Genomic DNA, 12,660 nt, shown 5'->3' on the forward strand with positions numbered 1-12,660 from the left:
GCATGGCCGTTAAGAAACGGGGTCTCGGACGTGGGTTGGATGCACTGCTCAGTGGTCCTTCCGTCGGCGCGCTCGAAGAGCAGGCTGTGAAGGTGGACCAGAAGGAACTGCAACACCTGCCGGTCGAACTGATCCAGCGTGGCAAGTATCAGCCACGCCGCGACATGGACCCCGAAGCGCTCGAAGAACTGGCGCACTCGATTCGCAACCAGGGCGTGATGCAACCGATCGTGGTCCGCCCGATCGGTGAGAACCGCTACGAAATCATCGCCGGTGAGCGCCGCTGGCGCGCCACCCAGCAGGCTGGCCTGGACACCATTCCGGCCATGGTCCGCGAAGTGCCGGACGACGCCGCCATCGCGATGGCCCTGATCGAGAACATCCAGCGTGAGGATCTCAACCCGCTGGAAGAAGCCCTGGCGCTTCAGCGGCTGCAGCAGGAATTCGAGCTGACCCAGCAACAGGTCGCTGATGCCGTGGGCAAGTCACGGGTTACCGTGGCCAACCTGCTGCGCCTGATCTCACTGCCCGAAGCGATCAAGACCATGCTGGCCCACGGCGACTTGGAGATGGGCCATGCCCGTGCATTGCTTGGGCTGGAAGAAAATCGCCAGGAAGAGGGGGCGCGGCATGTTGTCGCACGTGGCCTTACCGTGCGCCAGACCGAGGCATTGGTGCGTCAATGGCTCAATGGCAAATCTGATCCGGTCGAGCCGAGCAAACCTGATCCGGATATCGCGCGCCTTGAACAGCGTCTGGCAGAGCGCCTGGGCTCGGCGGTTCAGATACGTCATGGCAACAAGGGCAAAGGCCAACTTGTAATTCGTTACAACTCTCTTGATGAGTTGCAAGGCGTACTGGCTCACATTCGCTGAAACACTTCCTGTTGTAGCGCGCAGTCGGAAATCACTACCGAATAGTTGAATAGGGGTTAAACCACCCCTATACTCTGCGCGCATTTTGTCGGCACAAATTATGCCAAGTCATTGCTGACTTGACGGTCGACTTTCGAGGAGCAGTTGTGATGGAAATCCGCACGCCAAACCGCTTGCCTTTCCATCGCTGGGCGGTTTTTCCGGTACTGCTGGCTCAATGTATCGTGTTTCTGCTGGCAACTCTGGTGTTGTGGCAGTGGCAAGGAGCGGTCAGCGGTTATTCAGGTCTCTGCGGAGGGCTGATTGGCTGGCTGCCCAATGTGTATTTCGCCTGGAAGGCTTTTCGCTATAGCGGGGCCAGGGCAGCGCAGGCCATCGTCAAGTCGTTTTACGCAGGCGAGGCAGGCAAATTGATTTTGACGGCAGTGCTTTTTGCACTGACCTTCGCAGGAGTGAAGCCATTGGCGCCGTTAGCAGTATTCGGCGTCTTCCTGCTGACCCTACTGGTCAGCTGGTTCGCGCCCCTGCTGATGAATAAAAGACTTTCGAGACCTTAGGGCGTTTGAGGCAACCATGGCAGCAGAAACCGCTTCGGGCTATATCCAGCACCACTTGCAGAACCTGACCTACGGTCAACTACCAGACGGCAGCTGGGGCTTCGCCCATTCGGCTGCAGAAGCCAAGGCAATGGGCTTCTGGGCGTTCCACCTGGACACCCTGGGTTGGTCCGTCGCGCTGGGTCTGATCTTCCTGTTCATCTTCCGCATGGCAGCCAAGAAGGCGACTTCCGGCCAGCCTGGCGGTCTGCAGAACTTCGTCGAAGTGCTGGTGGACTTCGTCAACGGCAGCGTGAAGGATTCCTTCCATGGCCGTAGCCCGGTGATCGCCCCACTGGCGCTGACCATCTTCGTCTGGGTGTTCCTGATGAACGCCATCGACCTGGTACCGGTCGACTGGATTCCGCAGCTGGCCATCCTGATCTCTGGCGACCCGCACATTCCGTTCCGTGCCGTGTCGACCACCGACCCGAACGCGACCCTGGCCATGGCCTTCTGCGTGTTCGCCCTCATCATTTTCTACAGCATCAAGGTCAAGGGCCTGGGCGGCTTCATCGGTGAGCTGACCCTGCACCCGTTCGGCAGCAAGAACATCTTCGTTCAGATCCTGCTGATCCCTGTGAACTTCCTGCTGGAATTCGTCACCTTGATCGCCAAACCGATCTCGCTGGCACTGCGTCTGTTCGGCAACATGTACGCCGGCGAACTGGTGTTCATCCTGATCGCCGTGATGTTCGGCGCCGGCATCCTCTGGCTCAGCGGCCTGGGTGTGGTGCTGCAGTGGGCGTGGGCTGTGTTCCACATCCTGATCATCACCCTGCAAGCCTTCATCTTCATGATGCTCACCATCGTCTACCTGTCGATGGCTCACGAAGATAACCATTAAGACCGCCTGGCGTGTCTGATAGCCTTCCCTGCCTGTTTGGGGGGAAGGCTGAAAACGTCCGCAAGGGCACCGCTGTACCAAACGATTTGTTTTACCGCTTCAAACTAAAAACCTAACCAATACGACGTAAAAGTCGGGAGGAAAGATGGAAACTGTAGTTGGTCTGACCGCTATCGCTGTTGCTCTGCTGATCGGCCTGGGTGCTCTGGGTACCGCCATTGGTTTCGGCCTGCTGGGCGGCAAGTTCCTGGAAGGCGCTGCTCGTCAGCCTGAAATGGTTCCGATGCTGCAGGTCAAAATGTTCATCGTTGCCGGTCTGCTCGACGCCGTAACCATGATCGGTGTTGGTATCGCTCTGTTCTTCACCTTCGCGAACCCCTTCGTTGGTCAGATCGCCGGCTAATCACTCGTTTCTACGAGTTGATTGGTGTGATGGACAAAGACCGAGCGAGGTGTTGGCGTGAACATTAATGCAACCCTGATTGGCCAATCCGTTGCTTTCCTGATTTTTGTGCTCTTCTGCATGAAGTACGTATGGCCTCCGGTCATCACTGCTCTGCAAGAGCGCCAGAAGAAGATTGCCGACGGCTTGGACGCTGCCAACCGCGCAGCTCGCGACCTGGAGCTGGCCCAAGAGAAAGCGGGTCAGCAACTGCGTGAAGCAAAGGCACAGGCAGCCGAAATCATTGAGCAAAGCAAGAAACGCGCTGCTCAGCTTGTCGAGGAAGCCCGTGAACAGGCTCGCGTCGAAGCTGACCGTGTGAAGGCTCAGGCTCAAGCCGAGATCGAACAGGAACTCAACAGCGTCAAAGACGCCCTGCGTGCCCAAGTGGGTGCCCTGGCCGTTGGCGGTGCTGAAAAGATCCTTGGCGCCACAATCGATCAAAACGCGCATGCGGAGCTGGTTAACAAACTGGCCGCTGAAATTTAAGCGAGGGCGATCATGGCAGAACTGACCACGTTGGCCCGACCTTACGCTAAGGCTGCCTTTGAGCACGCCCAGGCCCATCAGCAACTGGCCAATTGGTCAGCCATGCTCGGCCTGGCTGCTGCGGTGTCGGAAGACGACACCATGCAGCGCCTGCTCAAGGCCCCGCGACTGACAAGCGCAGAAAAGGCCGCCGCATTCATTGAAGTGTGCGGTGACAAGTTCGATGCACAGGCACAGAATTTCATTCATGTTGCCGCGGAAAACGACCGTCTCCTGCTCCTGCCGGAGATTGCCGCTCTGTTCGACCTGTACAAGGCCGAGCAAGAGAAATCCGTGGACGTGGAAGTCACCAGTGCTTTTGCGTTGAACCAAGAACAGCAAGACAAACTCGCCAAGGTTCTCAGTGCACGGCTCAGCCGGGAAGTGCGCCTGCACGCGTCGGAGGATGCCAGCCTGATCGGCGGCGTCGTCATCCGCGCCGGCGACCTGGTAATCGATGGCTCGGTTCGCGGCAAGATCGCGAAACTGGCCGAAGCATTGAAATCTTGAGTTTGAAGGGGCAGCAGAGCAATGCAGCAACTCAATCCTTCCGAAATTAGTGAAATCATCAAGGGTCGCATCGAGAAGCTCGATGTCGGCTCCCAAGCCCGTAACGAAGGTACCGTCGTAAGCGTTTCCGACGGTATCGTGCGGATCCACGGTCTGGCCGACGTTATGTACGGCGAAATGATCGAGTTCCCGGGCGGCGTATACGGTATGGCACTGAACCTGGAGCAAGACTCCGTAGGTGCGGTGGTACTGGGTGCGTACACCTCCCTCGCCGAGGGCATGAGCGCCAAGTGCACCGGTCGCATCCTCGAAGTGCCGGTCGGCAAGGGCCTGCTGGGCCGCGTCGTTGACGCGCTGGGCAACCCTATCGATGGTAAAGGTCCTCTGACCACCACCGAAACCGACGCGGTCGAGAAGGTCGCTCCGGGCGTTATCTGGCGTAAATCGGTAGACCAGCCTGTACAGACTGGCTACAAATCGGTCGACGCCATGATCCCGGTTGGCCGTGGCCAGCGCGAGCTGATCATTGGTGACCGTCAGATCGGTAAGACCGCCATGGCGGTCGATGCGATCATCAACCAGAAAAACAGCGGTATCTTCTGCGTTTACGTGGCCGTCGGCCAGAAGCAGTCGACCATCGCCAACGTCGTTCGCAAGCTGGAAGAAGCCGGCGCCCTGGCCAACACCATCGTTGTTGCCGCCAGCGCCTCGGAATCCGCCGCACTGCAGTTCCTGGCCCCGTACGCCGGCTGCACCATGGGCGAGTACTTCCGTGACCGCGGTGAAGACGCACTGATCGTTTACGATGACCTGTCCAAGCAGGCCGTTGCCTACCGTCAGATCTCCCTGCTGCTGCGCCGTCCGCCAGGACGTGAAGCGTACCCAGGCGACGTGTTCTATCTCCACTCCCGTCTGCTGGAGCGTGCGTCGCGCGTTTCCGAAGAGTACGTCGAGAAGTTCACCAACGGTGCCGTGACTGGCAAGACCGGTTCCCTGACCGCTCTGCCGATCATCGAAACCCAGGCTGGCGACGTTTCCGCGTTCGTTCCGACCAACGTGATCTCGATCACCGACGGTCAGATCTTCCTGGAATCGGCCATGTTCAACTCGGGCATCCGCCCTGCAGTTAACGCCGGTGTTTCGGTATCCCGTGTTGGTGGTGCCGCCCAGACCAAGATCATCAAGAAGCTGTCCGGTGGTATCCGTACCGCTCTGGCTCAGTACCGTGAACTGGCTGCATTCGCCCAGTTCGCTTCTGACCTGGACGAGGCTACCCGCAAGCAGCTGGAGCATGGTCAGCGCGTTACCGAGCTGATGAAGCAGAAGCAGTACGCTCCGATGTCCATCGCGGACATGGCGCTGTCGCTGTACGCCGCTGAGCGTGGCTTCCTGACCGACGTAGAAGTCTCCAAGGTCGGTAGCTTCGAGCAAGCACTGATCGCCTACTTCAACCGTGATCACGCCGAACTGATGGCCAAGATCAACGTGAAGGGTGACTTCAACGACGAAATCGACGCTGGCATCAAAGCCGGTATCGAGAAGTTCAAGGCCACCCAGACCTGGTAAGCCGCAGCGGGGGCTCCGGCCCCCGCTTGCTAACCTGATAGGTGATACATGGCAGGCGCAAAAGAGATTCGCAGTAAGATTGCGAGCATCAAAAGCACGCAAAAAATTACCAGCGCCATGGAGAAAGTGGCGGTCAGCAAGATGCGCAAGGCACAACTGCGCATGGCTGCTAGCCGTCCTTACGCGGAGCGTATCCGCCAGGTGATCGGTCATCTGGCCAACGCCAACCCGGAATACCGCCACCCGTTCATGATCGAGCGCCCTGTAAAGCGCGCCGGTTATATCGTGGTGAGCAGTGACCGTGGTCTGTGCGGTGGCTTGAACACCAACCTGTTCAAGGCCCTGGTCAAGGACATGAACGAGAACCGCGAACAGGGCGTTGAAATCGACCTGTGCGTGATCGGCAGCAAGGGTGCGACTTTCTTCCGCATCTTTGGCGGCAACGTAGTAGCCGCGATCAGCCACCTGGGCGAAGAGCCATCGATCAATGATCTGATCGGCTCCGTCAAAGTGATGCTGGACGCCTACCTGGACGGCCGTATCGATCGCCTCTCGGTGGTTTCGAACAAGTTCATCAACACCATGACCCAAAAACCGACGGTCGAGCAATTGGTACCGTTGGTGGCAACCCCGGATCAGGATCTCAAGCATCACTGGGACTACCTGTACGAACCCGACGCAAAAGAGCTGCTGGACGGCTTGATGGTGCGTTACGTGGAGTCGCAGGTGTACCAGGCGGTGGTCGAGAACAACGCTGCTGAACAAGCGGCCCGGATGATCGCCATGAAGAACGCCACAGACAACGCCGGTGATTTGATCAGCGAACTCCAGCTGATCTACAACAAGGCGCGTCAGGCTGCGATCACCCAGGAGATCTCGGAAATCGTCGGCGGCGCTGCCGCGGTTTAACGGTTCAAATATTCAGAGGATCCAGCTATGAGTAGCGGACGTATCGTTCAAATCATCGGCGCCGTCATCGACGTGGAATTCCCACGTGACGTCGTGCCGAGTGTTTACAACGCGCTGAAAGTACAAGGCGCGGAAACCACCCTCGAAGTTCAGCAGCAGCTGGGCGACGGCGTGGTTCGTACCATTGCGATGGGCTCCACCGAAGGCCTGAAGCGCGGTCTGGATGTCGTCGACACCGGTGCTGCCATCTCTGTTCCAGTCGGTAAGGCCACCCTGGGCCGTATCATGGACGTTCTGGGCAACCCGATCGACGAAGCTGGCCCGATCGGCGAGGAAGAGCGCCGTGGTATCCACCAGAAGGCGCCTTCGTTCGCTGACCAGGCAGGCGGCAACGACCTGCTGGAAACCGGCATCAAGGTAATCGACCTGGTCTGCCCGTTCGCCAAGGGTGGTAAGGTGGGTCTGTTCGGTGGTGCCGGTGTCGGCAAGACCGTTAACATGATGGAACTGATCCGTAACATCGCCATCGAGCACAGCGGTTACTCCGTGTTCGCCGGTGTGGGTGAGCGTACTCGTGAGGGTAACGACTTCTACCACGAGATGAAGGACTCCAACGTTCTCGACAAAGTAGCACTGGTCTACGGTCAGATGAACGAGCCACCAGGAAACCGTCTGCGCGTAGCGCTGACCGGTCTGACCATGGCTGAGAAGTTCCGTGACGAAGGTAACGACGTTCTGCTGTTCGTCGACAACATCTATCGTTACACCCTGGCCGGTACCGAAGTATCCGCACTGCTGGGCCGTATGCCTTCGGCAGTAGGTTACCAGCCGACCCTGGCCGAAGAGATGGGCGTTCTGCAAGAGCGTATCACTTCGACCAAAGAAGGTTCGATCACCTCGATCCAGGCCGTATACGTACCTGCGGACGACCTGACCGACCCGTCGCCAGCCACCACCTTCGCCCACTTGGACGCCACCGTCGTTCTGTCCCGTGACATCGCCTCCCTGGGTATCTACCCAGCGGTCGACCCACTGGACTCGACTTCGCGCCAGCTGGACCCGAACGTGATCGGCAACGAGCACTACGAAACTGCCCGTCAGGTTCAGTATGTTCTGCAGCGCTACAAAGAGCTGAAGGACATCATCGCGATCCTGGGTATGGACGAACTGTCCGAAGCCGACAAGCAACTGGTTGCCCGCGCTCGTAAGATCCAGCGCTTCCTGTCGCAGCCGTTCTTCGTGGCCGAAGTCTTCACCGGTTCGCCAGGCAAGTACGTTTCCCTGAAAGACACCATCGCTGGCTTCAGCGGCATCCTCAAAGGTGACTACGACCACCTGCCAGAACAAGCGTTCTACATGGTCGGCAGCATCGACGAAGCGATCGAGAAAGCCAAGAAACTGTAATCCCGGCGCCCCGAAAGGGGCGCTAATCAGGTTGAGGCAAGCAGATGGCTATGACAGTCCATTGCGATATCGTCAGCGCGGAAGGAGAAATCTTCTCCGGTCTGGTCGAGATGGTGGTTGCGCACGGCAACCTGGGCGATCTAGGTATCGCTCCAGGCCACGCGCCGCTGATCACCAATCTGAAACCAGGTCCGATCACGCTGACCAAGCAGGGTGGCGATCGCGAGGTGTTCTACATCTCCGGTGGTTTCCTGGAAGTGCAGCCGAACATGGTCAAGGTACTCGCCGATACCGTGCAACGTGCCGCCGACCTGGACGAAGCCTCCGCTCAGGATGCCGTCAAGGCTGCTGAGAAGGCCCTGCATGAGAAAGGCGCGGATTTCGACTACAGTGCCGCATCCGCACGTCTGGCCGAGGCCGCAGCTCAGCTGCGTACCGTCCAGCAGATCCGCAAGAAGTTCGGCGGCTGATACCGCAGGCTTCATGCAGATTGAGAAAAAGGGTAGCCATCGGCTACCCTTTTTCTTTTTGTCCTTCATATACCGGTCATGTCACTGACCGCCCAGGATTGGTAGCCAGTCAATGTCTCTCGATATCGTTATTCTCGCCGCAGGCCAAGGCACCCGCATGCGTTCGGCGCTGCCCAAGGTTCTGCATCCGGTTGCTGGCAACTCCATGCTGGGCCATGTTATCCACAGCGCCCGACAGCTCAAGCCCACGGGCATTCATGTGGTTATTGGCCATGGCGCGGAGTTGGTGCGTGAGCGTCTGGCCGCCGACGACCTGAACTTCGTGATGCAGGACAAACAGCTGGGTACCGGCCACGCTGTTGCCCAGGCTCTGCCAGCGATCACTGCCGACACCGTACTGGTGCTCTATGGCGATGTACCGTTGATCGAGGTCGAAACCCTGCAGCGCCTGTTGGCCAAGGTCAGCGCCAACCAGCTGGGCCTGCTGACTGTCGATCTGGAGGACCCGACTGGTTATGGCCGCATCGTTCGTGATGCCCAGGGCCAGGTGATGGCCATCGTGGAGCACAAGGATGCCAGCGATGCACAGAAAACGATCAGGGAAGGCAACACCGGCATCCTGGCCATGCCGGCGACCCGCCTGGCCGACTGGATGAGCCGTTTGTCCAACAACAATGCTCAAGGCGAGTACTACCTCACCGATGTGATCGCCATGGCCGTGGCTGATGGCTTGGTGGTGGCCACCGAGCAGCCTCATGACCCGATGGAAGTGCAAGGCGCCAACGACCGGCGTCAGCTGTCGGAGCTCGAGCGTCATTATCAGTTGCGCGAAGGCCGTCGTCTGATGGCCCAGGGCGTGACCCTGCGTGACCCGTCGCGCTTCGATGTGCGAGGCGAGGTGACCGTCGGTCGCGATGTGCTGATCGACATCAACGTGATCCTCGAAGGCAAGGTGGTCATCGAAGACGACGTACAAATCGGCCCCAACTGCGTGATCAAGGACAGCACCCTGCGCAAGGGCGCGATCATCAAGGCCAACAGTCATATCGAGGGGGCCGTGATGGGGGAGGGCAGCGATGCCGGTCCCTTTGCTCGCCTGCGTCCGGGCAGTGTGCTGGACGCCAAGGCCCATGTGGGTAACTTTGTCGAACTCAAGAACGCCCACCTGGGTGAAGGCGCCAAGGCCGGTCACCTGACTTATTTGGGCGATGCGCAGATCGGGGCGCGTACCAATATCGGCGCAGGCACCATCACCTGCAACTACGATGGCGCCAACAAGTTCAAGACGGTAATGGGCGAGGATGTGTTCATTGGTTCCAACAACTCCCTGGTAGCCCCGGTGGAAATTCAGTCCGGCGCAACCACCGCAGCCGGCTCGACCATTACCCAGACGGTCGAAACCAAGCAGTTGGCCGTGGCCCGTGCCCGCCAGCGCAATATCGATGGCTGGAAGCGTCCTGAGAAAATCAAGAAGAGCTGATTTATCCACAGTCAGTTATGCACAGGCCGGCTTATGTGAATAAGCCGGCTTTTTTTCTATCTGTGGAAAACCAATCGCAACCTACAAGGCGCTGTCGACTTGAGCCGACAAAATGCGGCAGGCAGTGCTTGACGAATGATTGTCCTTAGGTTTTGATTGCAACCATTATCTTTCGAATCGAAACTTAAGCCGCCAATGTCGAAACGAAACACCCCTCAGCGTCGCCACAACATTCTGGCTTTGCTCAACGAACAGGGCGAAGTGAGCGTGGACGCGTTGGCTAAGCGTTTCGAAACCTCCGAAGTCACCATTCGCAAGGACTTAGCAGCGCTGGAATCCAATGGCCTTCTGCTGCGCCGCTATGGCGGTGCCATCCCTGTGCCACAGGAAATGCTCGTCGAGACCGTACAGCCTGTGTCGAGCTACAAGCAGGCGATTGCCAAGGCGGCTGTAGGACGGATTCGTGAACACGCGCGCATCATCATCGACAGCGGCAGCACGACCGCCGCCATGATCCCGCAGTTGGGGCGCCAGCCCGGCCTGGTGGTGATGACCAACTCCCTGAACGTGGCCCGCGCCATCAGCGAACTGGAGCACGAACCGGTGTTGCTGATGACCGGCGGTACCTGGGATCCCCATTCCGAATCCTTCCAAGGCCAGGTCGCCGAGCAGGTCCTGCGTTCCTACGATTTTGACCAGCTGTTCATCGGTGCCGATGGCATCGATCTCACCCGTGGTACGACGACCTTCAATGAACTGCTGGGCCTGAGCCGGGTCATGGCGGAGGTCGCCCGGGAAGTGATCGTGATGGTCGAGTCGGACAAGGTCGGGCGCAAGATCCCCAACCTCGAGCTGCCCTGGGGCAGCGTCAACACCCTTATTACAGATGATCGCCTGCCGCTGGAGGCACGCGAACAGATTCAAGCCCGCGGCATCAATCTGATCTGCGCCGCGATCAGCCAGGAGCAATAACCATGTGTGGAATCGTCGGTGCCGTAGCCGAGCGTAATATCACTGCCATCCTCATCGAAGGCCTCAAGCGCCTGGAGTACCGCGGGTACGACAGCGCCGGCCTGGCGGTTCTGACTGCCCAAGGCGTTCTCGAGCGCCGCCGTCGCATCGGCAAGGTCAGTGAGCTGGAAGCCGCTGTTGCCGCCGACCCCTTGGCAGGCCAGCTGGGCATCGCCCACACCCGTTGGGCTACACACGGTGCGCCGACCGAACACAACGCCCACCCGCACTTCTCCGGCGACGACGTGGCGGTTGTTCACAATGGCATCATCGAAAACCACGAAGCCCTGCGTGAAGAACTCAAAGGCCTGGGCTATGTCTTCGCATCGCAAACCGATACCGAAGTCATCGTGCACCTGATCCACCACATCCTGAAAACCGTTCCCGATCTGACCGATGCCCTCAAGGCTGCCGTCCAGCGTCTGCACGGTGCCTACGGCTTGGCATTGATCAGCAAGCACCAGCCAGACCGCCTGGTCGCCGCCCGCAGCGGTAGCCCACTGGTGATCGGCCTGGGCCTTGGGGAAAACTTCCTGGCCTCCGACCAACTGGCGCTGCGCCAGGTCACCGACCGCTTCATGTACCTGGAAGAAGGCGACATCGCCGAGATCCGCCGCGACCAGGTGAGCATCTGGGACCAGGCGGGCCACAAGGTCCAGCGGGAGACCGTGCAGTACCACGAAGGGGCCGAGGCCGCGGACAAAGGCGCCTACCGCCACTTCATGCTCAAGGAGATCCACGAGCAGCCGAGCGTCGTTCAGCGCACGCTGGAAGGTCGCCTGGGCAAGGATCATGTCTTGATCCAGGCCTTCGGCCCGCAAGCCGCCGAGCTGTTCGCCAAGGTGCGCAATGTCCAGATCGTCGCCTGTGGTACCAGCTACCACGCCGGCATGGTCGCCCGTTACTGGCTCGAAGAGCTGGCTGGCATTCCGTGTCAGGTCGAAGTGGCCAGCGAGTTCCGCTACCGCAAGGTGGTGGTGCAGCCGGACACCTTGTTCGTCTCCATCTCCCAGTCCGGCGAAACCGCCGACACCCTGGCCGCCCTGCGTAACGCCAAGGAACTGGGCTTCCTCGGCAGCCTGGCGATCTGCAACGTGGGCATCAGCTCGCTGGTGCGCGAGTCGGACCTGACCCTGCTGACCCTGGCCGGCCCGGAAATCGGCGTGGCCTCCACCAAGGCCTTCACTACCCAGCTGGTGTCGTTGATGCTGCTGACCCTGGCACTGGGACAGGTGCGTGGCACCCTGCCGGCAGGCGTAGAGGCCGAGCTGGTGGAGGAGCTGCGCTGCCTGCCGACCCGCCTGGGTGAAGCACTGGCGATGGACAGCATCGTCGAAAAGACCGCCGAGCTATTCGCCGACAAGCACCACACCCTGTTCCTGGGCCGTGGCGCCCAGTACCCCGTGGCCATGGAAGGAGCGCTCAAGCTCAAGGAGATCTCCTACATCCACGCCGAGTCCTACCCAGCCGGTGAGCTCAAGCACGGCCCATTGGCTTTGGTAGACAACGACATGCCGGTGGTGACCGTCGCACCGAACAACGAGCTGCTGGAAAAGCTCAAGTCCAACCTGCAGGAAGTCCGCGCCCGCGGCGGCCAGTTGGTGGTGTTCGCTGATGAGAACGCCGGCATGAGCAACGGCGAGGGCACCCATGTGATCAAAGTGCCGCACGTCATCGATGCGCTGGCGCCGATCGTCTACACCATCCCGCTGCAGTTGCTGTCGTACTACGTGGCGGTGCTCAAAGGCACTGACGTCGACCAGCCGCGTAACCTGGCCAAGTCGGTGACGGTGGAGTAAGGCGTTCCACGCGTTTGCGGCGCATGGCTGTGTGGAAAGATGTTTTACACAACGCGTAAGCCCCCGTATCTACGGGGGCTTTCCGTTTCTGGGTCTAACCTTACACAGCCGCGCTGCGCTCGCGAAGATCCACGTTCAAGATGCGGTCATTTTCGCTGTAGTCCACCGGGCAATCGATCACGTGTACGCCCGGGGTCTTGATGCAGTGCTCGAGCAGCGGCAG

14 protein-coding genes are annotated in these 12,660 nt (G+C 59.5%); 13 read left to right on the top strand and 1 reads right to left on the bottom strand.

What is annotated here, in order from left to right:
• Positions 1-2 precede the first annotated feature (2 nt).
• The 13 genes from HMPREF3173_RS15860 to glmS all read left to right on the top strand — a co-directional run bounded on the left by HMPREF3173_RS15860 (position 3) and on the right by glmS (position 12,437).
• Positions 3-875, top strand: a complete 873-nt coding sequence (locus tag HMPREF3173_RS15860) for a ParB/RepB/Spo0J family partition protein (protein WP_043214196.1) — start codon at positions 3-5, stop codon at positions 873-875.
• Between the two features lie 149 nt (positions 876-1,024).
• A complete protein-coding gene (locus tag HMPREF3173_RS15865) occupies positions 1,025-1,432 on the top strand; it encodes a F0F1 ATP synthase subunit I (RefSeq protein ID WP_043214193.1) in 408 nt (135 codons plus the stop codon).
• A gap of 16 nt (positions 1,433-1,448) precedes the next feature.
• Positions 1,449-2,318: a F0F1 ATP synthase subunit A gene (gene atpB, locus HMPREF3173_RS15870; protein ID WP_023383137.1), complete on the top strand. Its 870-nt coding sequence runs from the start codon at positions 1,449-1,451 to the stop codon at positions 2,316-2,318.
• Between the two features lie 145 nt (positions 2,319-2,463).
• The gene (atpE, locus tag HMPREF3173_RS15875) at positions 2,464-2,721 is read left to right on the top strand and encodes a F0F1 ATP synthase subunit C (protein ID WP_003097235.1); all 258 of its coding nucleotides are present in this window, start codon (positions 2,464-2,466) and stop codon (positions 2,719-2,721) included.
• Positions 2,722-2,778: 57 nt separating this feature from the next.
• On the top strand, positions 2,779-3,249 hold the full coding sequence (locus tag HMPREF3173_RS15880; RefSeq protein WP_023383136.1) for a F0F1 ATP synthase subunit B: 471 nt from the start codon (positions 2,779-2,781) through the stop codon (positions 3,247-3,249).
• A 12-nt stretch (positions 3,250-3,261) separates the two neighbouring features.
• A complete protein-coding gene (locus HMPREF3173_RS15885) occupies positions 3,262-3,798 on the top strand; it encodes a F0F1 ATP synthase subunit delta (RefSeq protein WP_043214190.1) in 537 nt (178 codons plus the stop codon).
• A gap of 21 nt (positions 3,799-3,819) precedes the next feature.
• Positions 3,820-5,364, top strand: a complete 1,545-nt coding sequence (gene atpA, locus HMPREF3173_RS15890) for a F0F1 ATP synthase subunit alpha (RefSeq protein ID WP_043214188.1) — start codon at positions 3,820-3,822, stop codon at positions 5,362-5,364.
• A 48-nt stretch (positions 5,365-5,412) separates the two neighbouring features.
• Positions 5,413-6,273, top strand: coding sequence for a F0F1 ATP synthase subunit gamma (gene atpG / locus HMPREF3173_RS15895; RefSeq protein WP_023383133.1), 861 nt, complete (start codon positions 5,413-5,415; stop codon positions 6,271-6,273).
• Positions 6,274-6,300: 27 nt separating this feature from the next.
• Positions 6,301-7,677: a F0F1 ATP synthase subunit beta gene (atpD, locus tag HMPREF3173_RS15900; RefSeq protein WP_023383132.1), complete on the top strand. Its 1,377-nt coding sequence runs from the start codon at positions 6,301-6,303 to the stop codon at positions 7,675-7,677.
• 44 nt (positions 7,678-7,721) lie between these two features.
• Entirely contained in the window at positions 7,722-8,147 is a 426-nt protein-coding gene (locus HMPREF3173_RS15905; RefSeq protein ID WP_043214185.1) for a F0F1 ATP synthase subunit epsilon, read from the top strand.
• 112 nt (positions 8,148-8,259) lie between these two features.
• Positions 8,260-9,627: a bifunctional UDP-N-acetylglucosamine diphosphorylase/glucosamine-1-phosphate N-acetyltransferase GlmU gene (gene glmU / locus HMPREF3173_RS15910; protein WP_070574408.1), complete on the top strand. Its 1,368-nt coding sequence runs from the start codon at positions 8,260-8,262 to the stop codon at positions 9,625-9,627.
• Positions 9,628-9,822: 195 nt separating this feature from the next.
• Entirely contained in the window at positions 9,823-10,599 is a 777-nt protein-coding gene (locus HMPREF3173_RS15915; RefSeq protein ID WP_070574410.1) for a DeoR/GlpR family DNA-binding transcription regulator, read from the top strand.
• Positions 10,600-10,601: 2 nt separating this feature from the next.
• Positions 10,602-12,437 (top strand): glutamine--fructose-6-phosphate transaminase (isomerizing), encoded by a 1,836-nt coding sequence (gene glmS, locus HMPREF3173_RS15920; protein ID WP_070574413.1) that lies wholly within the window; start codon positions 10,602-10,604, stop codon positions 12,435-12,437.
• Between the two features lie 100 nt (positions 12,438-12,537).
• Here glmS and HMPREF3173_RS25095 read toward each other — a convergent pair.
• Positions 12,538-12,660, bottom strand: a 123-nt coding sequence (locus HMPREF3173_RS25095) for a hypothetical protein (protein WP_256544515.1), incomplete at its 5' end; no start/stop codon positions are given.

The organism is Pseudomonas sp. HMSC08G10 (genome assembly GCF_001808425.1).
Taxonomy (GTDB): Bacteria; Pseudomonadota; Gammaproteobacteria; order Pseudomonadales; family Pseudomonadaceae; genus Aquipseudomonas; species Aquipseudomonas guariconensis.

Excerpts from the sequence above, each read along its gene's own strand:
- HMPREF3173_RS15860 (WP_043214196.1), top strand. The coding sequence starts at position 3 with ATGGCCGTTAAGAAACGGGGTCTCGGACGTGGGTTGGATGCACTGCTC.
- HMPREF3173_RS15865 (WP_043214193.1), top strand. The coding sequence starts at position 1,025 with ATGGAAATCCGCACGCCAAACCGCTTGCCTTTCCATCGCTGGGCGGTT.
- atpB (WP_023383137.1), top strand. The coding sequence starts at position 1,449 with ATGGCAGCAGAAACCGCTTCGGGCTATATCCAGCACCACTTGCAGAAC.
- atpE (WP_003097235.1), top strand. The coding sequence starts at position 2,464 with ATGGAAACTGTAGTTGGTCTGACCGCTATCGCTGTTGCTCTGCTGATC.
- HMPREF3173_RS15885 (WP_043214190.1), top strand. The coding sequence starts at position 3,262 with ATGGCAGAACTGACCACGTTGGCCCGACCTTACGCTAAGGCTGCCTTT.
- atpA (WP_043214188.1), top strand. The coding sequence starts at position 3,820 with ATGCAGCAACTCAATCCTTCCGAAATTAGTGAAATCATCAAGGGTCGC.
- atpG (WP_023383133.1), top strand. The coding sequence starts at position 5,413 with ATGGCAGGCGCAAAAGAGATTCGCAGTAAGATTGCGAGCATCAAAAGC.
- atpD (WP_023383132.1), top strand. The coding sequence starts at position 6,301 with ATGAGTAGCGGACGTATCGTTCAAATCATCGGCGCCGTCATCGACGTG.
- HMPREF3173_RS15905 (WP_043214185.1), top strand. The coding sequence starts at position 7,722 with ATGGCTATGACAGTCCATTGCGATATCGTCAGCGCGGAAGGAGAAATC.
- glmU (WP_070574408.1), top strand. The coding sequence starts at position 8,260 with ATGTCTCTCGATATCGTTATTCTCGCCGCAGGCCAAGGCACCCGCATG.
- HMPREF3173_RS15915 (WP_070574410.1), top strand. The coding sequence starts at position 9,823 with ATGTCGAAACGAAACACCCCTCAGCGTCGCCACAACATTCTGGCTTTG.
- glmS (WP_070574413.1), top strand. The coding sequence starts at position 10,602 with ATGTGTGGAATCGTCGGTGCCGTAGCCGAGCGTAATATCACTGCCATC.